Annotated in this window: 21 protein-coding genes; all 21 read left to right on the forward strand. The window is 68.9% G+C overall.

From position 1 onward, the window contains the following. The first annotated feature begins 198 nt into the window (after positions 1–198). Positions 199–1,140, forward strand: a complete 942-nt coding sequence (locus E3O39_RS13980; protein ID WP_134448944.1) for a sigma-70 family RNA polymerase sigma factor — start codon at positions 199–201, stop codon at positions 1,138–1,140. Positions 1,141–1,225: 85 nt separating this feature from the next. Continuing rightward, entirely contained in the window at positions 1,226–2,365 is a 1,140-nt protein-coding gene (locus E3O39_RS13985; RefSeq protein ID WP_134448945.1) for a flagellin, read from the forward strand. Positions 2,366–2,524: 159 nt separating this feature from the next. Beyond that, entirely contained in the window at positions 2,525–3,916 is a 1,392-nt protein-coding gene (fliD, locus tag E3O39_RS13990) for a flagellar filament capping protein FliD (protein ID WP_134448946.1), read from the forward strand. Then, positions 3,913–4,362, forward strand: coding sequence for a flagellar export chaperone FliS (gene fliS / locus E3O39_RS13995; RefSeq protein WP_338145018.1), 450 nt, complete (start codon positions 3,913–3,915; stop codon positions 4,360–4,362). The genes fliD and fliS overlap by 4 nt, the downstream gene beginning before the upstream one ends. Continuing rightward, entirely contained in the window at positions 4,355–4,681 is a 327-nt protein-coding gene (locus E3O39_RS14000) for a hypothetical protein (protein ID WP_134448947.1), read from the forward strand. Before fliS ends, E3O39_RS14000 begins: the two co-directional genes overlap by 8 nt. Positions 4,682–4,790: 109 nt before the next feature. Then, positions 4,791–6,458, forward strand: a complete 1,668-nt coding sequence (locus tag E3O39_RS14005) for an HNH endonuclease signature motif containing protein (RefSeq protein ID WP_134448948.1) — start codon at positions 4,791–4,793, stop codon at positions 6,456–6,458. Positions 6,459–6,641: 183 nt separating this feature from the next. Continuing rightward, a complete protein-coding gene (locus E3O39_RS14010) occupies positions 6,642–6,983 on the forward strand; it encodes a flagellar basal body protein (RefSeq protein WP_134448949.1) in 342 nt (113 codons plus the stop codon). Continuing rightward, positions 6,983–7,375: a flagellar basal body rod protein FlgC gene (locus tag E3O39_RS14015; RefSeq protein WP_134448950.1), complete on the forward strand. Its 393-nt coding sequence runs from the start codon at positions 6,983–6,985 to the stop codon at positions 7,373–7,375. Before E3O39_RS14010 ends, E3O39_RS14015 begins: the two co-directional genes overlap by 1 nt. Continuing rightward, complete coding sequence (gene fliE / locus E3O39_RS14020) at positions 7,375–7,695, forward strand: flagellar hook-basal body complex protein FliE (protein WP_134448951.1); 321 nt, start codon at positions 7,375–7,377, stop codon at positions 7,693–7,695. The genes E3O39_RS14015 and fliE overlap by 1 nt, the downstream gene beginning before the upstream one ends. Beyond that, positions 7,695–9,314, forward strand: a complete 1,620-nt coding sequence (gene fliF / locus E3O39_RS14025) for a flagellar basal-body MS-ring/collar protein FliF (protein ID WP_134448952.1) — start codon at positions 7,695–7,697, stop codon at positions 9,312–9,314. Before fliE ends, fliF begins: the two co-directional genes overlap by 1 nt. Further along, positions 9,311–10,330: a flagellar motor switch protein FliG gene (gene fliG, locus E3O39_RS14030; RefSeq protein ID WP_134448953.1), complete on the forward strand. Its 1,020-nt coding sequence runs from the start codon at positions 9,311–9,313 to the stop codon at positions 10,328–10,330. The genes fliF and fliG overlap by 4 nt, the downstream gene beginning before the upstream one ends. Further along, on the forward strand, positions 10,320–11,057 hold the full coding sequence (locus E3O39_RS14035; RefSeq protein WP_134448954.1) for a FliH/SctL family protein: 738 nt from the start codon (positions 10,320–10,322) through the stop codon (positions 11,055–11,057). The genes fliG and E3O39_RS14035 overlap by 11 nt, the downstream gene beginning before the upstream one ends. Next, the gene (locus E3O39_RS14040; protein WP_134448955.1) at positions 11,054–12,379 is read left to right on the forward strand and encodes a FliI/YscN family ATPase; all 1,326 of its coding nucleotides are present in this window, start codon (positions 11,054–11,056) and stop codon (positions 12,377–12,379) included. Before E3O39_RS14035 ends, E3O39_RS14040 begins: the two co-directional genes overlap by 4 nt. Beyond that, positions 12,379–12,813 (forward strand): flagellar FliJ family protein, encoded by a 435-nt coding sequence (locus E3O39_RS14045; RefSeq protein WP_134448956.1) that lies wholly within the window; start codon positions 12,379–12,381, stop codon positions 12,811–12,813. The genes E3O39_RS14040 and E3O39_RS14045 overlap by 1 nt, the downstream gene beginning before the upstream one ends. Then, positions 12,810–13,532 (forward strand): C40 family peptidase, encoded by a 723-nt coding sequence (locus tag E3O39_RS14050; protein WP_134448957.1) that lies wholly within the window; start codon positions 12,810–12,812, stop codon positions 13,530–13,532. The genes E3O39_RS14045 and E3O39_RS14050 overlap by 4 nt, the downstream gene beginning before the upstream one ends. Continuing rightward, the gene (locus E3O39_RS14055; protein WP_134448958.1) at positions 13,532–15,610 is read left to right on the forward strand and encodes a flagellar hook-length control protein FliK; all 2,079 of its coding nucleotides are present in this window, start codon (positions 13,532–13,534) and stop codon (positions 15,608–15,610) included. The genes E3O39_RS14050 and E3O39_RS14055 overlap by 1 nt, the downstream gene beginning before the upstream one ends. An 83-nt stretch (positions 15,611–15,693) precedes the next feature. Beyond that, positions 15,694–16,182, forward strand: coding sequence for a flagellar hook assembly protein FlgD (locus tag E3O39_RS14060; protein WP_134448959.1), 489 nt, complete (start codon positions 15,694–15,696; stop codon positions 16,180–16,182). Positions 16,183–16,255: 73 nt separating this feature from the next. After that, positions 16,256–17,446, forward strand: a complete 1,191-nt coding sequence (locus E3O39_RS14065) for a flagellar hook protein FlgE (protein WP_134448960.1) — start codon at positions 16,256–16,258, stop codon at positions 17,444–17,446. 157 nt (positions 17,447–17,603) lie between these two features. Continuing rightward, positions 17,604–17,909, forward strand: a complete 306-nt coding sequence (locus E3O39_RS14070; protein WP_134448961.1) for a flagellar FlbD family protein — start codon at positions 17,604–17,606, stop codon at positions 17,907–17,909. After that, the gene (locus tag E3O39_RS14075; RefSeq protein WP_134448962.1) at positions 17,909–18,712 is read left to right on the forward strand and encodes a motility protein A; all 804 of its coding nucleotides are present in this window, start codon (positions 17,909–17,911) and stop codon (positions 18,710–18,712) included. The genes E3O39_RS14070 and E3O39_RS14075 overlap by 1 nt, the downstream gene beginning before the upstream one ends. Next, complete coding sequence (locus tag E3O39_RS14080; RefSeq protein WP_134448963.1) at positions 18,709–19,641, forward strand: flagellar motor protein MotB; 933 nt, start codon at positions 18,709–18,711, stop codon at positions 19,639–19,641. Before E3O39_RS14075 ends, E3O39_RS14080 begins: the two co-directional genes overlap by 4 nt. Positions 19,642–19,655: the final 14 nt, after the last annotated feature.

Here is a 19,655-nt window from a genome sequence, read left to right on the forward strand (position 1 = left end):
GTGCCGCACGGCCCGTCTCAGGGGCGGCTGATTGTATGTTTGACACGCGGACAAAACACTTTGTGTTAAAGGGGCCCCGAACCCCTGTCCGATCAGTGAATTTGTCCCAGTGCTCACCCGGTACGAAGCGAAGTAATCCTGGCCCTGCCAGAGGTCTCTCGCTCAACATCCGTTCGTGAAACACAAGGGGGCTGCGACGTGAATCGCACAGAGCGCAATCGGTTGGTCACCGACAACCTGCCCCTCGTCGGATACCTGGTTTCCGAGGTCTGGGCCAAGGCTCGTCACCTCTCACGCGATGATCTCGCGTCTGCGGGCGCGCTCGCGCTCGTCACGAGCGCGGATGCTTTCAACCCCGACCTCGGGGTTCCCTTCGGCGCATTCGCCCGTCGTCGCATCATCGGGGCATTCGCCGACGAGATGCGCTCCAACGACTGGGCCACCCGCACCGCCCGTCGACGCATCAAGGAAACCCGCGCCGTTCAGGAAACCCTCGCCGCCGCCCTCGGCCGTGCCGCGAGCGTCGACGAGATCGCCGCCGCACTCGGCGTCGACCGTGAGACCGCGGCTGCAGGCCTCGCCGACAGCGAGCGCACCGTGATCGCCCTCGACGACACCACTGCCGAGTACATCCCGGCGAGCACCGTGCTGCCGGGGGAGTCGCTGCTTTCCGCCGAGCGCCTCGCGTACCTGCGCGCGGCCGTGCTCGCGCTCCCGCCCAAGATGCGCGAGATCATCGAGCAGGTCTACTTCGACGACCGCCCGGTCAAGGACATCGCCGCGGACCTGGGCATCACCCACTCGGCCGTGTCCCAGCAGCGCGCGGAGGCCATCCGCCTGCTGCGCGACGGCCTCGGCACCCACTACGCCGACGATGAAGCCGACTACGTGCCGGAGTCCCGCGTGGCGCCGGCCCGCCGCAGCGCCTACCTGGCCAGGCTCGCCGATCACGCGATGCTCGGCATCGTCAACGAGCGGATGCCCGCCGTCGCGACCGACCTTCCCCTCACGCAGCCGATCAGCTTGCCGGTGCCCTCGCGGACCGCCGCGATCGCCGCAGCGAAGTACGCCACCGCTGCGGGATCCTTCGGCGACCACGGCGTTTACCCGGCCTGGGAATCTTTCTCGCTCAACGGCTAACGCACGATCGGCCAAGGCCGATAGATCTCAGTGTCAGCCCATGGATGGGTAGACGCACCGACACCCACTCACGGAGGAATACATCATGGGTATGCAGATCAACACCAACATCGCGGCGAACAACACCTACCGCAACCTGACCGCTACACAGAACGACATGTCCAAGTCGCTCGAGAAGCTTTCCAGTGGTCTTCGCATCAACCGCGCATCGGACGACGCGGCCGGCCTCACGGTCTCCGAGGCACTCAAGTCCCAGGTCGGTGGCCTCACGGTCGCCAGCCGCAACGCCCAGGACGGCATCTCGGTCGTGCAGACGGCTGAAGGTTCCTTGAGCGAGGTGCAGTCGATTCTGCAGCGCGTTCGTGACCTCGCCGTCCAGGCCGGTAACGACTCGAACAACAAGGACTCCCGCACCGCGATCACGACCGAGGTCACTGCGCTGACCAAGGAACTGACGCGTATCGGTGACTCGACGAACTTCAACGGCACCCAGCTGCTGGACGGATCGAGCAAGGCACTGAGCTTCCAGGTCGGCGCCAACTCCGATGCCAGCAGCCAGATCAAGGTCGACCTGACGGGTGCGAACGTCAACACCATCGCAACTGCGATCGGTGCGACGAACGTTGGTTCGTCCTACACGGTCGGCGCAGCCGGCACCAACGACGCCGTGCAGTCCTTCGTCGTCACGAACCCGGACAAGTCGGTCTCGACGATCGCGACGGCGGCGCTGTCGACCGGCGGTGGTACTGCGCAGGAAGTGGCCGATGCACTCAACAAGGACACATCCTTCTCCGGCAGCTTGATTGCTACCGTCGACACCGCAGGCAAGCTCAACGTCAAGGCATTGAACGGTGGAGCGGTGGCCGTCGCGAACCCTTCCGCCGGGCTGACCGCGGGTGCCGGTGGACTTGCTGCTTCGGGTGGCCTGGACTTCAGCACCGCTGCTGGCGCTGCGGCGGCAATCAAGGTTGTCGACGCTCAGCTCACCAAGGTGTCGACCGCTCGTGCCGACCTCGGTGCGGTTCAGAACCGGTTCGAGAGCGTCGTCAAGACGCTTGCCGTCTCGACCGAGAACCTGACCGCTGCCGGATCCCGCATCCGCGACACCGACATGGCCGCTGAAATGGTCAAGTACACCCGCTCCAGCATCCTGGTGCAGGCCGGTACCGCCATGCTCGCTCAGGCGAACCAGGGCAACCAGGGCGTGCTCAAGCTCCTCCAGTAAATCGGATAGCCCAGGCAGTCGGGCAACCGACCGGTGAACTATGGCCGGCGGCGCGCGGGAGATGAACTGGACCTCATCCCTCGAACGCCGCCGGCCATTCCACGTTCCACCCGCAGCACGACCAGCAGCACAGAGTTTCACACCTAAGGAGGTGGAGGCATGACGAACGCGATCGACGGGCTCATCAGCGGCCTGGACACCACGACCCTGATCAACTCCCTGATGACCGTCGAGGCTCGTCCCCAGACGCTCCTCAAGGCATCCGTCGCCACCTCTCAAAAGCTCATCACCGCACTCCAGGGCCTCAACGGCCAGGTCGCAGCCCTCGCGACCCTCGCGACCACGGCTTCGAAGCCGGCGGCCACCGACCTCTACGCCGCTACGAGCAGTTCCACGAGCGTGACCACGGCCATTTCGACCGGGGCCAGTGCGGGCCAGATCGACGTTGTCGTCGGCGCCCTCGCCAAGACCCAGGTCGGCGTCTCCGCCGCCCTGACCGTTTGGCCGGCCAGCCCCGCGGCACTCACCGTCGTCGTGAACGGCGTCAGCACCGAAATCACCCCGGCATCCACGTCCCTTGACGATGTCGTCACCGCGGTCAATGCGGCCGGTGCCGGCGTCACCGCGACTAAGGTCGCGTCGGGCGTGGACGCGAGCGGGGCCGCGCAGTACCGCCTCCAGTTCACCGCCAGCGGCTCGGGACTGGCCGGCGCATTCTCGATCTACCAGGGCACCAAGGCTGAGGTCACGGCCAACACCGCGACGAACGTGCTCACCCAGACGGGCGCCGCCATCACGACCGCCGCGCAGGATGCGAGTCTCACTCTCTGGGCCGGCACCACGGCCGAACAGAAGATCACCTCGTCGACGAACACCTTCGCTGACCTGCTGCCCGGAGTCGCGATCACGGTCTCCGCGGTCTCAACCTCGGCCGCGACGATCAAGGTCGCTCGCGACGATGCCGCGATCAGCTCCCTCGCCTCGGGCCTTGTGAGCTCGCTCAACGGCATCTTCGCCCTCATCTCCACCCAGACCGTCGTGACGAACAGCACTAACGCGTCCGGCGCCGCCGTGATGTCGCCGGGTGTCTTCACCGGGGACAGCGGGGTTCGTGACGTGAGCCAGAAGCTGCTCACCGCGGCATCCGCCCCGATCAACGGGCACTCGCCGTCGGAGTACGGCATCAGCATCACGAAGACCGGCACGATGGAGTTCGACGCGGCGAAGTTCGCGACAGCCCTCGCCGCCGACCCGACGACGGTCAAGGCCGCCGTGCAGGAGATCGCGACCCGGGTCGCCGCTGCGGCGACCGCAGTGTCGGACAAGTACACCGGTGCGCTCACGAGCGAGATCACCGGGCAGCAGTCCTCTGTGAAGAACATGAGCACCCGGATCGACGCGTGGGACATCAGCCTGGCCACGCGACGCTCCACCCTGCAGGCCACGTATACGGCGCTCGAGGTCTCCCTCGCCGCTCTCAAAGCGCAGTCGAGCTGGCTCACCGCCCAGGTCGCTGCGATCCCGACCACTACTACTACGAGCGCTGGATGATGATGGCAATTATGAGCATGATGGGGAGCAACGCGCAGGCCCGCCGCGCACAGTTCAACCGCGAATCGATCCTGTCCGCCACGCCGGCGCGGCTCCTGACGATGCTGTACGACCGCCTGCTTTTGGATCTCAACCGCGCGCAGGCCGCACAGCTCAACCAGGACTGGCAGGTTGCTTCGGAGAACCTGCTGCACGCTCAGGCGATCGTCTCCGAACTGTCGTCCTCCCTCAACGTCGAGGCCTGGGACGGCGCCGAAGGCCTGTTCGCGATCTACGTGTACGTGCAGAACGCGCTGATGAGCTCGAACGTGCACCGGGACGTCAACCGCACGGTGGAGTGCATCGGACTGCTCGAGCCGCTGCGTCAGACCTGGCACGAAGCCGCCGAGCAGCTTCCCGCGCAGCCGATGGCTGCCCGGGTCGGAGGAGAGCTCGGTTATGCCTAGGCCGTCGGGATCGTATGAGGAGTGGCTGCGGGTGCTCGACGAGCTCGAGCGCAGCCTCGGCAGTGGTACCCGCAATGCGGTGCTCGCGATCGAGGGGGAGCGGTTCTCGACCGGCGTGCAGTGGCGCGCGCCTGAGCACCTGGGGCAGCTTCCCGTGCAGCTCGAGGAGCGTGCCCGGTTGCTCATCGCCGGCCAGCTCGAGTTGATCCGCGAGATCGAGGATGCGCGGCGCTCCGCCGGAGCACACCTGTCCGCCGTGCGCACCATCCTCACCGCCCAGCGCGCCAACGCGTCCGTCTATCTTGACGTCACCGGCTGATCGGACTCGTTGAGCGAGGCTTCTCCTCAACAGGTGCCTGATCAGAGGGAGTTTCCACAAGCCTGAGCCATGCTCAAAGAATGTCGGCGGTCCGTCGTAACGTGGGGGCATGACCGATCTTCCCCAGCCGCCCGCTTCACTCGATCAGCCGCATGGCGACCGGGTGCAGGGCGACCCGGTGCAGAGAGGCGTGCTCGGCGGGTTGCGGTCGATGGCTCATATCGTCACCGGGCTCGGTGGCTCGTCTGCCGCTGTCGACACGTTGAGCGATGACGCGGTGCTCGAAGGGCACGCATTGATTTCGGGAGCCCGGCGGGCACTCGACACCCAGGCAGCGTGGTTCGCCGCGACACTCGCCCGGCGGTCCCGGCCCGAACTCGGCGGCCAAGGCCTTGCGGCCCGGAAGGGGTTCCGGACCCCAGAAGATCTCCTGCAGAGTATTTCTGGGTCAAGCAAGGGCGACGTGGGCAAGCTGCTCGCGGTCGGCAGGCTGCTCGCCGAGGCCGACGCCGCTGAGAAGGCCGCCCGGGAAGCCGCCGAGGCTCAGAAGTTGCTGGACGAGACTCCGTTCCTCGACGGCGTCCCACCCCTCGACGGCGCGGCCCCGGGCCTGCCGCCGGTCGACCCGCCAGTGCCTGCGGCCGCGGTGCCGCCGTGGCACGCGCCGATCGGCCGGGCCCTGCGCGAGGGCTGGCTGAGCGTCGAGAAGGCAGACTCGCTCCGGAAAGGGCTCGGCGACCTGGACCGGGCGATCACCCCGGAGAAACTCGCCACGGCCCTGGCCCGGCTCCTCGCCGAGGCGCGCACGGTGAACGCTGACCAGTTATTCAAGCGGGCCCGGCGGGTGCGGGACGTGCTCGATGAGGCCGGCATCGCCGCCCGGGAGAAGGCCGTCTACGACGACCGGTCGTTGCGGTTCTGGCGACTCAACACGGGGCAGGTGCGCATGGTCGGGTTGTTCGCCCCGGAAGACGGCGAATACCTGATGAGTACCTACGACGCGATCACGAGTCCCCGCCGGGGCGGGGTCCGGTTCGTGGACAAGGTCCAGGCGGCCTGGTCGAAGCGGGTCCAGGACGACCCGCGCTCCACAGAACAACTCACCGCGGATGCGTTCCTGGCCCTGATGAAACTCGGCGTGAAAGCCGACCCGAAACGCATCGCCGGCAGTCGCAGCCCCGCCGTCCGCATGATCACCATCCGCCCCACCAGCGCCACACCCACCGGTTTCGCGCCCACGGGAACCACACCCACCGATGCCGCGCCGACCGAGGCCCCGTCACCCACAGCCGACGCTGCGGCGAACCCCAAAACCGCGGCACCCGCGCTCCAGCCGGGGGTGATCGAGGGGACCGCGGTGACGGTCTCGGCCGAGACGGTGGAACGGAACCGGTGCGACAGCGGGCTCCTCGATGTCACCTTCGACGACCACGGCAGCGGCGTCGACCTCGGCCGGGAGCAACGCACCTTCAGCCCCTCCCAAAGGGTGGCCCTCGCCATTCGCGACGGCGGCTGCCGGTGGCCCGGCTGCGACCGACCACCCTCCTGGACCGAAACCCACCACATCCAACACTGGAAAGACGACACCGGCGAGACCAACCTCGACCAGGGCATCCTTCTCTGCAGGGCCGACCACCTGCGGCTCCACAACGAACACTGGCGCATCGCACGCGACGACACGGGCCGCTACTGGCTCACTCCGCCACCCGGTCTCGACCCCGAGCAGAGGCCCATCCTCCTCACGAGCAAGAGCGAGATACTTCGCGACGACGACTGACGGGAGCGGGCGGTCGGCGGGCCGAAACGGCCGCTGCACCCCCCTTTCGAGCCAAGCGCCTGACTCGTGGAAAGAAGACCTAACGCGGGCCCGAACCGGGCCGATAGCTAGAGACGAGCACGGATTGCTCGCACCAGGCCACGGATCGGCCGTTCAGTACATCTGACGACGAATCGGGTAACCGTGCTTGAATCCGTGACCTCCACCGCTCTCACGAGCGCACTGGCCGCACTGTCGCTGCGGCAGAGCACCATCGCGAGCAATATCGCCAACGTCAACACCCCCAACTACCACGCCAAGCAGGTCGCGTTCGAGTCCGCCCTCGCCAAGTCGGTCGCCGACGGCAGCGGAAGCACGGCCGCCACGACCACCGATTCCCTCGAACCGACCAACGTCAACGGCAACAACGTCAACCTCGACACCGAGACGCTCGCGAACACCTCGACCGTGCTCCGGTACCAGTTCGCTGCCCAGGCAATCAACATGCCGTTCAGCGCCGTGCGCGCCGCGATGAAGACCGCCTGATGAGCCTCGACGCGATCGGAATCGCCGGCTCCGGCCTCACCCTGCACCGCAAGTGGCTCGACGCGATCGCCGACAACATCGCGAACGTCAACACCGTCACGCCCACGAGCGGCAACGCCTTCCAGGCCCGCTACATCGTGGCTCAGGCCGGCGCGGGTGTGAACGGCGTCGAGGTCGCGGGCACCGCACAGGGCTCGGCAGCCGGCATCCTCGTCTCCGACCCGACCAACCCGCTCGCCGACGCCGCCGGCTACGTGCGCCACCCCGACATCGACCTCGGCGAGCAGATGGGCGACCTGATCATGGCCCAGCGCGGTTACCAGGCGAACGCGGCCGTCGTCGACCGCGCCAAGACAACCTACGAAGCAGCACTTCAGATCGGCCGTGCCTGATGACCATCGCATCCATCGGGGCGCTCGCGCTCCAGGCCAGCCAGGCCACCCAGAGTGTGCAGGCGACGCAATCCAGCCAGGCCACCACGGCCACAGACGGCTCGGGCTTCGGAACTGCCATGGCCGGCGCCGTCGACAACCTGCAGCAGCTGCAATCGACCGCGAACACCCAGGCCGTCGCCGCCGTGACCGGAAACCTCAACGACATCGCGAGCGCCACCATCGCCGCGACCCGCGCACAGGTGAGCCTCGAGCTCGTCGCCGCCGTGCGTAACAAGGGCGTCGACGCCTTCAACGAGATCATGAGGATGCAGGCCTGATGCCCCGCCAGATCAGTTCCTTCTTCCAGCGACTCGGACAGAACATCCGTGAGTTCACCATCGCGCAGCGCACGGTCGCCATCATCGGTGTCGCGGTGCTCGCACTCGGCATCGCCGCGCTCACGATGTGGGCCACGAAGCCCGCGTACACGCCCCTGTTCTCCGGGCTCGCCGGCGCCGACGCGAGCGCGATCGTCGACCAGCTCGCGACCGACAAGGTCGACTATCAGCTCAGCGACGGCGGCGCGACGATCCTCGTTCCGCAGGCGGATGTCTACGCCGAACGACTCAAGGCCGCCGCGGCCGGGCTGCCGACCTCGGACACCGGGGGATACTCGCTGCTCGACAAGATGGGCGTCACCGCGAGCGAGTTCCAGCAGTCGGTGACCTACAAGCGGGCCCTCGAGGGCGAGCTCGCCAACACGATCCAGGCCATGCAGGGCGTCAAGACCGCCTCTGTTCGGCTCGCGATCCCCAAGGACACCGTGTTCGTGTCCGAGAAGCAGGACCCGACGGCATCCGTCTTCGTCGCCACCCAGACCGGCGTGACCCTCTCAAGCGACCAGGTCCAGGCCATCGTGCACCTCACGAGTGCCTCGATCGACGGCATGAAGACCACCGACGTCGCCGTGATCGACTCCAAGGGCATCGTGCTCTCGGCCGTCGGCACCGGCGTCACCGGAACCGGCGCCGAGCAGTCCACCGACTACGAGCAGCGCGTGCGCGGCTCGGTCCAGGCCATGCTCGACAAGGTGCTCGGCGCCGGTAATGCGACCGTCGTCGTCGCCGCAGACATGAGCGCGCAGTCGGCTTCCCGCGTCGAGGAATCCTTCACCTCACCGACGAACGCTCCCGCACTCAACGAGGCCGTCAAGACCGAGACGTACACCGGCACCGGCGCCTCGGGAGCGGCCGGGGTGCTCGGCACCACGACCACGACGACGACACCGACGGGAACGAGCACCGACGGCTCCTTCACCTCGGCGGACACCACGAAGAACAACGCGGTCAACAAGGTCACCGAGACCCGCACGATCCCGGCCGGTGCCGTCAACCGCCAGACGATCTCGGTCGCGGTGAACAAGGACACGATCGGCAGCGTCAACGTCGCCGACGTGACCAGCCTGGTCTCCTCGGCCGCCGGCATCGACTCGACCCGCGGCGACGCCGTCACCGTCGAGGTCGTGAGCTTCAACGGCCAGGCCGCCGCAGACGCATCAGCGGCTCTCGCCCAGCAGGACGCCCAGACCTCGGCGGACCGGATGGGGGAGATCGTGCGCATCGGCATCATCACCGCCGGAATCCTGATCACTCTGATCCTCGGCATGCTGCTCTACGCCCGCCGCTCCCGCCGCCAGAGCCGCGAATCGATCGAGGTCGACGAGATGCTCCAGGTACGTCCGGCCCTCGCCCCCGCCGCGGTTCCGTTCGGCCTCAATACCCCGATCGCGCCGATCATGATCGACCCGAGCCCCACCGTCGCCTTCGGTGTTCCCGCCTTCACCCCGCCGGCCGCTTCCGAGCGGATGCGTGTTGAGATCGACGCCCTCGCCCAGCGCGACCCGAAGAAGACCGCAGAGTACCTCCGCGGTCTCATGGAAGACCGGCAGCCCGCATGATCGACCCCCAGGTCCCCCTGACCGGAACCCAGAAGGTCGCCATCGTGCTGATGAACATGGAGCACGACCGTGCGTCCGAGGTGATGAAGCAGTTCACCGAGGCCGAGGCCGCCGACATCGCCGCCGAGATGGTGCAGCTGCGCCGGGTCGACACCGAGGTCGCCGAGACCACGGTCCTCGAATTCCACGACCTCACCATGCGCGGCACACGCTCCCCTCGCGGAGGCCACGCCTACGCGGTCGGCCTGCTCGAGGCATCCTTCGGCGCAGAACGCGCCGCCGGCGTTATGAGCCGGGTGGCCTCCTCGATGGCCGGCAAAGCCTTCGAATTCCTCGACACCGCTGAACCGCTCCAGATCCTCACGCTCCTCGACGGTGAACTGCCGCAGACCATCGCCCTCGTCCTCGCCCACCTCCGTCCCGAACACGCCTCCGCCGTGATCGCCGGCCTCGAGGGCACCCTGCCCGCCGAGGTCGCCCAGTGCATCGCCGGAATGGGAACGGCGACCCCCGAAGCCATCCGCGTCGTGACCGACTCGCTCAAGGCCCGCGTCGGCGCCGTCACCGCCACCCGGGACTCCGTCGAGGTCGTCGGCGGCATCCAGCCGCTCGTCGAGATCATCAACCGGGCGGATGTCGCGACCGAGCGCTCCCTCCTCGAAGCCCTCGACGCCCGCGACCCGGTCCTGGCCGAACAGGTGCGCGCCCGGATGCTCACCTTCGCCGACATCGTCCGCCTCGAGGACCGCGACGTGCAGCAGGTTCTACGTGGCATCGACGCCGGTATCCTCGCGATCGCGATGAAGGGCTCCACCGACGGCGTCATTGAGATCATCCGCAAGAACCTCTCCGAACGCAACCGGGAGATCCTCGACGACGAGATCCGCGCGCTCGGGCCCGTCCGCGTCTCCCAGGTCGAGGAGGGACGTGCGACGATCGTGCGCGCCATCCGCGACCTCGAGGCCCAGGGCAGCATCACCGTGACCCGTGCGGACGAGGACGCTTATGTTGTCTAGCCCCGCCATCCCGTTCCGTCACGCAGAGCCCGTGCTCGTGGATGCGTCCGTAGCCACCGCAGGAACCGCGCCCGCAGCCGGAAAGGCGGCCACTCCGGTCGCCCGTGCGACCGCCGAGACCGCCGGCGACCCGCCGTTCTCCGCGATCTCCTTCCCGACCCTGCGTGCCGTGTCCGGCGACAGCACGGTCGAGGCCGCCCGGGTCCAGGGGCATGCTGCTGGATACACGGCGGGCATGCGGGCCGCCGCGAGCGACATTGCGGCGCAGGTCGCACGCCTCGAGGCCGACCACGCCGCCCGGGTGTCGCAGGTCCAGGCGCAGCTCGACCGCACGGTCGGGCTCCTGACCGCCGCGAGCCACGCGCTCGACGAGCGCACCCAGCCCGTCCTGCACGAGGCCGAAGGCACCCTGCTCGCCACGGCGCTCGACCTCGCGGAGGCCGTGATCGGCTACCAAATCAGTGACGGGCCGAGTGCGGCACGGCTGGCCCTGCGCCGTGCACTCGACCCCGCGTCGCCGACCCGGCCGAACGTGGTGCGCATGCACCCCGCAGACCTCGACGTGATCGACCCGGCCGTCCTCGCCGCGACCGGCGTGACGTTCCAGGCCGACCCGTCGCTCGCCCGCGGCGACGCCGTTTCCGAGTTCGCGGACGGTTTCCTCGACGCCCGGATCTCCACCGCGTTCGAGCGGGCCCGCGCCGCGCTCCTCGGGGGAACCCGATGACCCTCACCTGGGAACCGCGCCCCGTTGCACTCGCCCGCGCCCTCCGCGTCGCCCGCCCGGAGCGGGTCGGCGTGGTCTCGTCCATCGTCGGCCTCGGCCTCGAGGTCCGCGGGCTCAACTCGGCGATCGGCGACCTTGTCGCGATCGGGAACGACGCCGAGATCGACGCGGAGGTCGTCGCGACGACGCAGGACGGCATCCGCTGCATGCCGCTCGGCCGGATGACCGGGATCCGGGTCGGCGCACCGGTCCGGTCCGACGCGACCCCGCACCTCGTGCCCACCGGGAACGGCCTCTTCGGCCGTGTCATCGACGGGATGGGCCGCCCCATCGACGGCAAGGGCCCCCTCGTCGTCGAGGAATACGTCTCGATCGACCACGACAGCCCCTCCGCGATGCAGCGGTCGCGGATCACGACGCCGCTGCAGCTCGGCGTGCGCGTGCTCGACACCCTCACGAGCGTCGGCCGCGGCCAGCGCATGGGCCTCTTCGCCGGCTCCGGGGTCGGCAAGTCCTCACTCCTGTCGATGATCGCGCGCGGCACCGACGCGAAGGTCTCCGTGATCGCCCTCGTCGGGGAGCGAGGCCGCGAAGTCCGCGAATTCCTCGAGGACGACCTCGGTGCAGAGGGCCTCGCCCGGTCGATCGTCGTGGTGTCGACCTCGGACGAACCCGCCATGATGCGCCTGCGCGCCGCCTTCGTCGCGACCCGCATCGCCGAGTCCTTCCGCGACCAGGGCGCTGACGTCATGCTGATGATGGACTCGCTCACCCGCGTCGCGATGGCCCAGCGTGAGATCGGTCTCTCCGTCGGCGAACCTCCGGCAACCCGCGGCTACCCGCCATCGACGTTCTCCCTGATGGCGCGCCTCCTCGAGCGCGCGGGCACCGACCAGTCCGGCTCGATCACGGGCATCTACACCGTGCTCGTCGACGGCGACGACCACAACGAGCCCATCGCGGATGCCGCGCGCTCGATCCTCGACGGACACGTCGTCCTCGACCGCAAACTCGCCGTCCTCGGCCATTTCCCGAGCGTCGACGCCCTCGCCTCGATCTCCCGGGTGGCCTCCCGGGTCAACACCGCGGAACAGAACCGGCTCGCGGGAAACCTCCGCAAGGTGCTCGCCGCGCGGCGGAACGCCCAGGACCTCCTCGACGTCGGCGCGTACAAGCCGGGCACGAACCCGCTCGTCGACGCGGCCGTGGAGAACGAGGCCGCGATCAACGAATTCCTGCAGCAGCGGATGGACGACCAGACGTCCGCCCCGCTCGCGTGGGACCAGCTCACCCGGCTCACCCGGCTGTTCGGAGGCATCTGATGAAACGCGACTTCGCCCTCGCCGGACTCCTCCGGCTGCGCCACCTGCAGCAGGACGCCGCCGCCGGGGAACTGGCCGCGGCCAACGCCCTGCTGAACTCGAACGAGGCCAGGCGCGCCGAGGCATCCGCAGCCCTGACCGTGCTGCCCAGTGAGGCGACCGGCACAGCATCCCTCGCCGCGATCGCGGCCGGGCGCACCTCGGCGCAGAGCATGCTCGCCGACCTCGATGCGCTCGGCCGGGAATACCGGCAGACCGCTGAGACCGCGCACGCCGCCTTCACCGCGAAGCGTGCCGAGTCCGTCGGGCTCGAAAAGCTCGAGGGCCGCCACGGCCTGTTCGTCGCCGCGGAGGACCTGCGGGCGGAGCAGACCGTGCTCGACGAGATCGCGTCGACCGGGTGGCACCGCCGCAAGGCCGGAGGCACCCGATGACGATGGTCGACGCCCTGAGCCGGATCAGCACGATCCAGGCCACCCTCGCGCGATTCGACGCACTGAGCGCCGCGTCGGCGTCGACGGCAGCGGCCGCGGCCGCTGCCACAGCCACGACGACCACGACGGCCGACAGCACCGGAACCGCGGCGACCTTCGCCGACGCCCTCGCGGCGGCGGCCAGCTCGGCCACGACCGCGCCGAGCGGCGCGGGCGTCGCGACCGGCAGCGTGACCGGAACCGACATCGTCACTGCGGCGCAGAAGTACCTCGGCGTTCCCTACGTCTTCGGCGGCAAGAGCTCGAGCGGCATGGACTGCTCCGGGCTCGTGCAGAAGGTCTATGCCGACATGGGCATATCCGTTCCCCGCCTCGTTTCCGGGCAGATGAAGATCGGCACCGAGGTCGCGTCCCTCGCAGACGCGAAGCCGGGCGACCTGATCGTGACCGGCGGCGGAGAGCACATCCTGATCTACGCCGGAAACCACAAGGTCATCCACGCGCCCTACGAAGGCCGCACGGTCTGCGAGGTCGAGGCCTACATGAAGGACTCCGACATCGACACCATCCGCCGCGTGATCCCGGACGCCCCCGCGACGTCCAGCACCGCTTCGACGGCCTCGGCGACCGCTCTCACCGCGGCGAAGGCCGCCGCGACGTCCGGCACCGCCGACCTGCTCAGCGCCGCCCTCGCCTCGATGATGAAGAGCGCCTCCTGATGGCCGCCTCCTTCGGAAGCGCGGTGTCCGCGCACGCCTCCCTCGCCCGGGCCAACGCCCAGGCCCTGCTCGCACGCTCGGCGACGGAGACCCGGACCGGGAACGGCACGGGTTCCGGAGCGAACACGAGTGCGGGCAGCTTCGCCTCCGCGCTCGACACGGCCAGGGACGCCGGGACGACCCAGCGTCGCGAGGCCGCGAGTGCCTCCGTCGACGCGCAGGCCGTGACCGCACGGGCGGCCCAGGCGGCCCTGTCGCGCTCGGCCGCGGATGCCGCCGCTCGCGAGCGCATGGACGCTTCCGCAGCACGGTCCTCGGCGCAGGCCGCCGCCCGGACATCAGTCGACCGGACATCCGCCGCCCGGACGTCTGCGCTGCAGGACACCCGGGACTCCGCAGGGCAGTCCACACAGAAATCCGGAGACACGGCACGGGACGCCCAGGACGCGCGCGCGGTCCGGTCCGTGCAGATCGCCAGGGACGTGCGCTCGGCCCGGGCGGCACGCGGCGCCCGCACCGAGCGGGATGCCCAGGCGGAACCCGTGCCGTCGTCCGGCCGGGGATCGATGAGCACCGGGGTCTCTTCGGGTCAGTCTGCAGTCGGAGCGGCCGATGGTCCCGGATCGGCAGCGGCCCAGCAGGGTGCGAGTGACACGCAGGCGACCGTCATGCGTGACCTGCTCACGGCGGATTCGGCGTCCCTCTCGGCCGCTACCTCTGGCACGACAGCTGGCTCGACAGCAGCCTCGACTTCGGGCGCGGCGCCCGGCGACAGCTCGGCTGTCGGCCCGGTTTCCTCACGCTCGGTCTCTTCCGGTTCGACGTCCGCTGATTCCGCGGCAGCCGGTTCCGCGACGCTCGGCCGGGCACTGCCCGGCGCCGTCACCGCGGAAGCGCAGGCTCCGGTCGGCGCAGCACAGGCGGCTGGTTCACCGTCGAATTCGACAACAGCAACGGCGACGACCGCCGGGTCTCCGGTCGATTCCTCGTCACCGGTCGGTGCCCTCGGGAACCAGGCGGCCGCCGCCGTGATCGGAACGACCACCGGCGGTGCCGGCGTCACCGCCCCTGCTGTCCAGGCCCCGACTCCCGGCGCAGCCACCGACGGGACGGACGCAACGAACGGTCAGGCGGGTCCGACCGGAGCGGCGGCCGCAGGGTCCGCCGCCGGCCTCACAGACCTGGCCGGCCGCGCATCCGCCGCAGCCACCCGGACCGCTGGCGCTCCCGGCGCCGCGAACTCGAGCCTCCCGACCACGGCGCCCATCGACTCGCGCGCCGCCGCGTCGGTCAGCCTCGATTCGGTCAGCAACGCCTCGAACGGCAACGGCTCTGACAGCAGCGGTTCAGCCAATACCGGTTCAGACAGTGCCGGCGCAGGCGGCTCGCGCGGGGGAGCGGTCGCCGACTCTGGCGCCGCATTCCGATCGGCAACGGCAACGGCCGCAGGCACTGCTTTCGCTTCTGCCGCGACTCCCGTGACTCCCACCGATCCGACAAGCGTGGGCACCGCATTCCCGGCCGCCCCGCACACGGTCGCTGCGAGTTCGACTGTCGCCGCGGCATCCGCTGCCGGCGCCTCGGCCGCGACACCGGGAGCGGCGCAGCTCGCCGACCTGCCGTTCGCCGGCCAGGTCGGCCGCGGCCTCGCGAGCCTGATCGGCGCCGCGAACGGCGAGCACGCGATGACCATCACCGTGAACCCCGACAATCTGGGTCCCGTGATCGTGCGGGCGCACATCGGCGGCAGTGCGATTCGGGTGGAACTGTTCGCCCCGACCGATCTCGGGCGGGATGCCCTGCGCGCGATCCTGCCGGAGCTGCGGCGCGACCTCGCCCAGGGCGGCACGGACACGCGGCTCGACCTGTCCGGGAACTCCCAGCCCGACGATTCCCGCGCTGCGGGCTCCGGTACCTTCGGCGCTCCCGGCCGGCAGGAGGCCAGGACCAGTCCGGATCCCGGATCCGTGCGGGCACCCGACCAACCGGGCGACGCCCGGGAGTCCGGCACGGCGGTCCGACCGCCGTTCCGGGACGAACCCCTCGGCTACCGCCCCTCCGTCGATGTGCTGGCCTGAATGACAGCCCAACGGATGACCGCCCAGAACCTGTTCCAGAACACGACCACAAGAACCACGAGAAGCACGAGAAGAGAGAACCCATGACGATCGAAGCCATCGTGGCCGCATCGGCAGCCGGAGCAACGGGAGCCGCGACCGCGACCGCCGGCGTGTACAGCGCGTCGACCACCACGCGCACGCCGAGCCAGAGCCTCGACTCCGAGGCCTTCATGAAGCTCCTCGTCACGCAGCTGAAGAACCAGGACCCGAGTTCGCCGATGGACTCCAACCAGATGATCAGCCAGACGACGCAGCTCTCCATGATGGAGAAGCTCACGGCCCTGTCGACGACCTCCGACGAGAGCTTCTCGCTCCAGATGCGCATCGCGGCCGCCTCCCTGGTCGGGCAGAACGTGACATACACGGATGCCGCCGGCACCTCGGTCACGGGAGTCGCCTCCGCCGTGTCCTACGCCGGATCGGTGCCGCAGGTCACGGTCGGGGGAGTGAGCGTCAAGCTCGACGCGATTTCCGGGGTCACGACCCCGGCGACCACGACCACTCCGGTCGTCGCGACCACCACGACCTGACGCCCGGCGCGTCCCGCCCGGCCGTACTCCACCACACGCTTTCCACCCATACCGTTTCGAAAGGCAGCATCCCATGCTTCGTTCCCTGTATTCCGGAATCTCCGGCCTTCGCGCGCACCAGACCATGCTGGATGTCACCGCGAACAACATCGCCAACGTCAACACGACGGCGTTCAAGTCTTCCTCGGCGCAGTTCCAGGACACCCTGTCCCAGCTGACCCACGGCGCGGGCTCCCCGCAGACCGTTGTCGGCGGCACCAACCCGGCCCAGGTCGGCCTCGGCGTGCAGGTCGCCGGCATCTCCACCAACTTCGCCCAGGGCTCCACCCAGTCGACCGGTCGCGCAACCGACATGATGATCTCCGGCGACGGTTTCTTCGTGACCCAGCTCGCCGGCGAAACCCTCTTCAGCCGCGCGGGCGCCTTCGACTTCGACGCGCAGGGCCGCCTCGTGTCACCGTCCGGCGCGCTCGTGCAGGGTTGGAACGCCGACGCGAAGGGCACGGTCAACCAGGGCGGAGCGCTGGGCACCATCACCCTGCCACTCACCACAATTCAGCCGCCATTGGCTTCGGCAACGGCCACAGTGACCGGAAACCTGCCTTCGGATGCGGCTGACGGTACAACCCTGAGCCGGGAATTCACGGCCTATGACAAGACCGGCGCCGCGAGTCAGGTCTCACTCAACTTCACGTACAGCGCAGCGGCCCCGGCCAAGTGGACCGTCACTTCTCCCAACTCGACGAGCAGCACGATGCTCACCTTCGCGGATGGGTCACTGACCTCGACTGCGAACAGCCTGCCGGTCACCGTCAACGGTGTCACTGTCGCCGTCGACCTGGGCACGATCACGGGCGCCGCCAACCTCAGTTCGTTGACTGCCGCGAGCACCGACGGCCACGCCGCAGGTTCGCTCACGTCGTTCACCCTCGGCAAGGACGGCACCCTGACCGGGCTGTTCAGCAACGGCAAGCAGCAGTCGATCGGCCGGATCGCCCTCGCGACCTTCACCAACCCCGGTGGCCTCGAGAAGGCCGGATCGTCCGAGTACCGGTCGACCACGAACTCGGGCACCGCTGTCCTCGGTGCCGCCGGATCCGCCGGAATGGGCACCCTCACGAGCGGTTCCCTCGAGATGTCGAACGTCGACCTCTCCCAGGAGTTCACGAACCTCATCGTCGCCCAGCGCGGCTTCCAGGCCAACGCCCGCATCATCACGACCTCCGACGAGGTCCTGACCGAGCTGACGAACCTCAAGCGGTAGTCCCGGCAGACGCAGGCGCGACCGGCGCCGGGTCCTTCGCGGGCCCGGCCGGCGGCATCCGCCTGCCCGCCCACACCCCGAGCTAACCTTCGGCGCGGAGCGACCGACAGTGGTGCCTGACGGCCGGTGTGGCCGTCGTGAGCCAGGGACGGGCCCCATGATCGTTGTGACACGGCTGAATGACAGCCAATTTGCGATCAACCCCGACCTGATCGAACGCATTCACGCCAGCCCCGACACGACCCTTGTCATGGTCGACGGGGCGAAGTTCATCGTCATCGAGACCCTCGACGAGATCATCGAGAAGATCGCCCGATTCCGGGCCCATGTGATCTCGCTCGCCTCCCTCACCGACGACCGCGACTACCGGTCCGGCGCCCGGTCGCTCGAGGTTCCGACGGGACCGCACGCGATCGAAGACGAGCTCGAACCGGGCAGCGGGCAGCGCCCGCGGAGGCTCTGATGGATCCGGCAACCCTGATCGGGATCGCCCTCGCCTTCGGCTCCATGGTCGCCATGATCACGATCGAGGGATCCTCGATCGCCTCCATCCTGTTGCCTGCTCCGATGATCCTCGTCTTCGGTGCCACGATCGCGGTCGGCATCGCCGGCGGAACCATCAGTGACGCCCTCAACGCATTCAAAGCGCTTCCCAGCGCGTTCAAGGGCAAGACCACCCCACCCCAGGACGTGATCGACCAGATCGTCGTGCTCGCCGAGAAGGCCCGCAGCGCAGGTCTCCTCGCGCTCGAGCAGGAGGCCGACGCAATCGACGACCCGTTCCTGCGCACGGCGCTGCAGAACATCGCGGACGGCACCGACGGAGACGAACTGCGGATCCTGCTCGAGGACGAGCTTTCGACCGCGACGAAGCTCAGCCGGAACGCCTCGAAGTTCTTCGTGACCCTCGGCGGCTACGCCCCGACTGTCGGCATCATCGGCACCGTCATCTCCCTCACCCACGTCCTCGAGAACCTCGACACTCCCTCGACCCTCGGGCCGATGATCGCCGCCGCATTCGTCGCGACGTTGTGGGGGCTCGTCTCGGCGAACTTCATCTGGCTTCCGATCGGGAACCGCCTCAAGCGGCTCTCCGACCTCGAGGTCGAACGGATGACCCTCCTGATGGAAGGCGCTCTCGCCGTCCAGGCCGGCAGCCAGCCGCGGCTCCTCGGCGAACGCCTCCGGGCCATGGTGCCGAACGCGCCGGCCAAGAAGGCCGCAAAGGCCGCCAAGGCGGACAAGCCGCTGTCTGAGGCAGCATGAGTGCCGGCGGCGGGCACGGCGGAGGACGCGGGCGAGGTCGAGGTCGCGGCCTCGAGGAGGAGCACGTCGAGCACGTCGACGAGCGCTGGATGGCGTCGTACATGGACATGGTCACCGTGCTGATGTGCATGTTCATCGTGCTGTTCGCGATGTCCTCCGTTGATTCGCAAAAGTTCTTTCAGCTCAAGAATTCCCTCGCGACAGGCTTCGGGGCCGTCGACGTCGGCAAGATCGACACGGCCACCGGGGTCGTCGTGTCGGTCGCGAACGCCAACGCCAGCGACCCGGCCGCGAAGGACCTCGGGACGGCGGGCGCAACCTCGACGTCGGCCGCGACAGCCTCGGCGACACCATCGCCAACAGCGACCCCGGCACCGACTCCCGCCCTCACCGACCTCCAGATCGCGACCCAGGAAATCGCCGACCTCTCCTCGGTGCAGGCGGCACTGAAGGCAGCCGTCACCGCGCAGGGCATCGACTCGATCGTGCAGTTCACGATCGACGCCCGAGGGCTGACCATCGGGCTCGTCGGAACGGATGCCTTCTTCGCTCCCAACCTCGCCACCCTGAGCCCGAAGGCGACGGCCGTCATCGACGCCATGTCGCCGATCCTCGCCGGCGACAAACGTGAGGTCACCGTCGAAGGCCACGCCGACCGGCACGGCGTCACCGTGAATTATGCGACCGACTGGGAACTCTCCTCGGCCAGGGCGACGAGCGTCCTGCGCAGGTTCGTCGAGGTCGGCGGTGTCGCGGGGGAGCGGATCTCCGCGATCGGCTACGGTTCGACCCGTTCGGTCACGACCGCGGACACCCTCGACGCGATGGCCCAGAATCGCCGCGTCGACGTTGTCCTGCTCTCGAGCGAACCGGATGCCGTCCGCGCGCTGATCCCCTCGATCCTCGCCGGGCAGGCGGGCGCCCCCTAAGCAGCGGACACCGT

It is taken from the genome of Cryobacterium sp. MDB2-A-1 (assembly GCF_004402675.1).
GTDB lineage: Bacteria > Actinomycetota > Actinomycetes > Actinomycetales > Microbacteriaceae > Cryobacterium > Cryobacterium glucosi.

Coding starts and splice junctions, on each gene's coding strand:
- E3O39_RS14035 (WP_134448954.1), top strand. CDS start 10,320: ATGTTGTCTAGCCCCGCCATCCCGTTCCGTCACGCAGAGCCCGTGCTC.
- E3O39_RS14080 (WP_134448963.1), top strand. CDS start 18,709: ATGAGTGCCGGCGGCGGGCACGGCGGAGGACGCGGGCGAGGTCGAGGT.
- E3O39_RS14005 (WP_134448948.1), top strand. CDS start 4,791: ATGACCGATCTTCCCCAGCCGCCCGCTTCACTCGATCAGCCGCATGGC.
- E3O39_RS14050 (WP_134448957.1), top strand. CDS start 12,810: ATGACGATGGTCGACGCCCTGAGCCGGATCAGCACGATCCAGGCCACC.
- fliS (WP_338145018.1), top strand. CDS start 3,913: ATGATGATGGCAATTATGAGCATGATGGGGAGCAACGCGCAGGCCCGC.
- E3O39_RS13985 (WP_134448945.1), top strand. CDS start 1,226: ATGGGTATGCAGATCAACACCAACATCGCGGCGAACAACACCTACCGC.
- E3O39_RS14045 (WP_134448956.1), top strand. CDS start 12,379: ATGAAACGCGACTTCGCCCTCGCCGGACTCCTCCGGCTGCGCCACCTG.
- E3O39_RS14060 (WP_134448959.1), top strand. CDS start 15,694: ATGACGATCGAAGCCATCGTGGCCGCATCGGCAGCCGGAGCAACGGGA.
- E3O39_RS14065 (WP_134448960.1), top strand. CDS start 16,256: ATGCTTCGTTCCCTGTATTCCGGAATCTCCGGCCTTCGCGCGCACCAG.
- E3O39_RS14040 (WP_134448955.1), top strand. CDS start 11,054: ATGACCCTCACCTGGGAACCGCGCCCCGTTGCACTCGCCCGCGCCCTC.
- E3O39_RS14055 (WP_134448958.1), top strand. CDS start 13,532: ATGGCCGCCTCCTTCGGAAGCGCGGTGTCCGCGCACGCCTCCCTCGCC.
- fliG (WP_134448953.1), top strand. CDS start 9,311: ATGATCGACCCCCAGGTCCCCCTGACCGGAACCCAGAAGGTCGCCATC.
- E3O39_RS14015 (WP_134448950.1), top strand. CDS start 6,983: ATGAGCCTCGACGCGATCGGAATCGCCGGCTCCGGCCTCACCCTGCAC.
- fliF (WP_134448952.1), top strand. CDS start 7,695: ATGCCCCGCCAGATCAGTTCCTTCTTCCAGCGACTCGGACAGAACATC.
- E3O39_RS14070 (WP_134448961.1), top strand. CDS start 17,604: ATGATCGTTGTGACACGGCTGAATGACAGCCAATTTGCGATCAACCCC.
- E3O39_RS14000 (WP_134448947.1), top strand. CDS start 4,355: ATGCCTAGGCCGTCGGGATCGTATGAGGAGTGGCTGCGGGTGCTCGAC.
- fliD (WP_134448946.1), top strand. CDS start 2,525: ATGACGAACGCGATCGACGGGCTCATCAGCGGCCTGGACACCACGACC.
- E3O39_RS14075 (WP_134448962.1), top strand. CDS start 17,909: ATGGATCCGGCAACCCTGATCGGGATCGCCCTCGCCTTCGGCTCCATG.
- fliE (WP_134448951.1), top strand. CDS start 7,375: ATGACCATCGCATCCATCGGGGCGCTCGCGCTCCAGGCCAGCCAGGCC.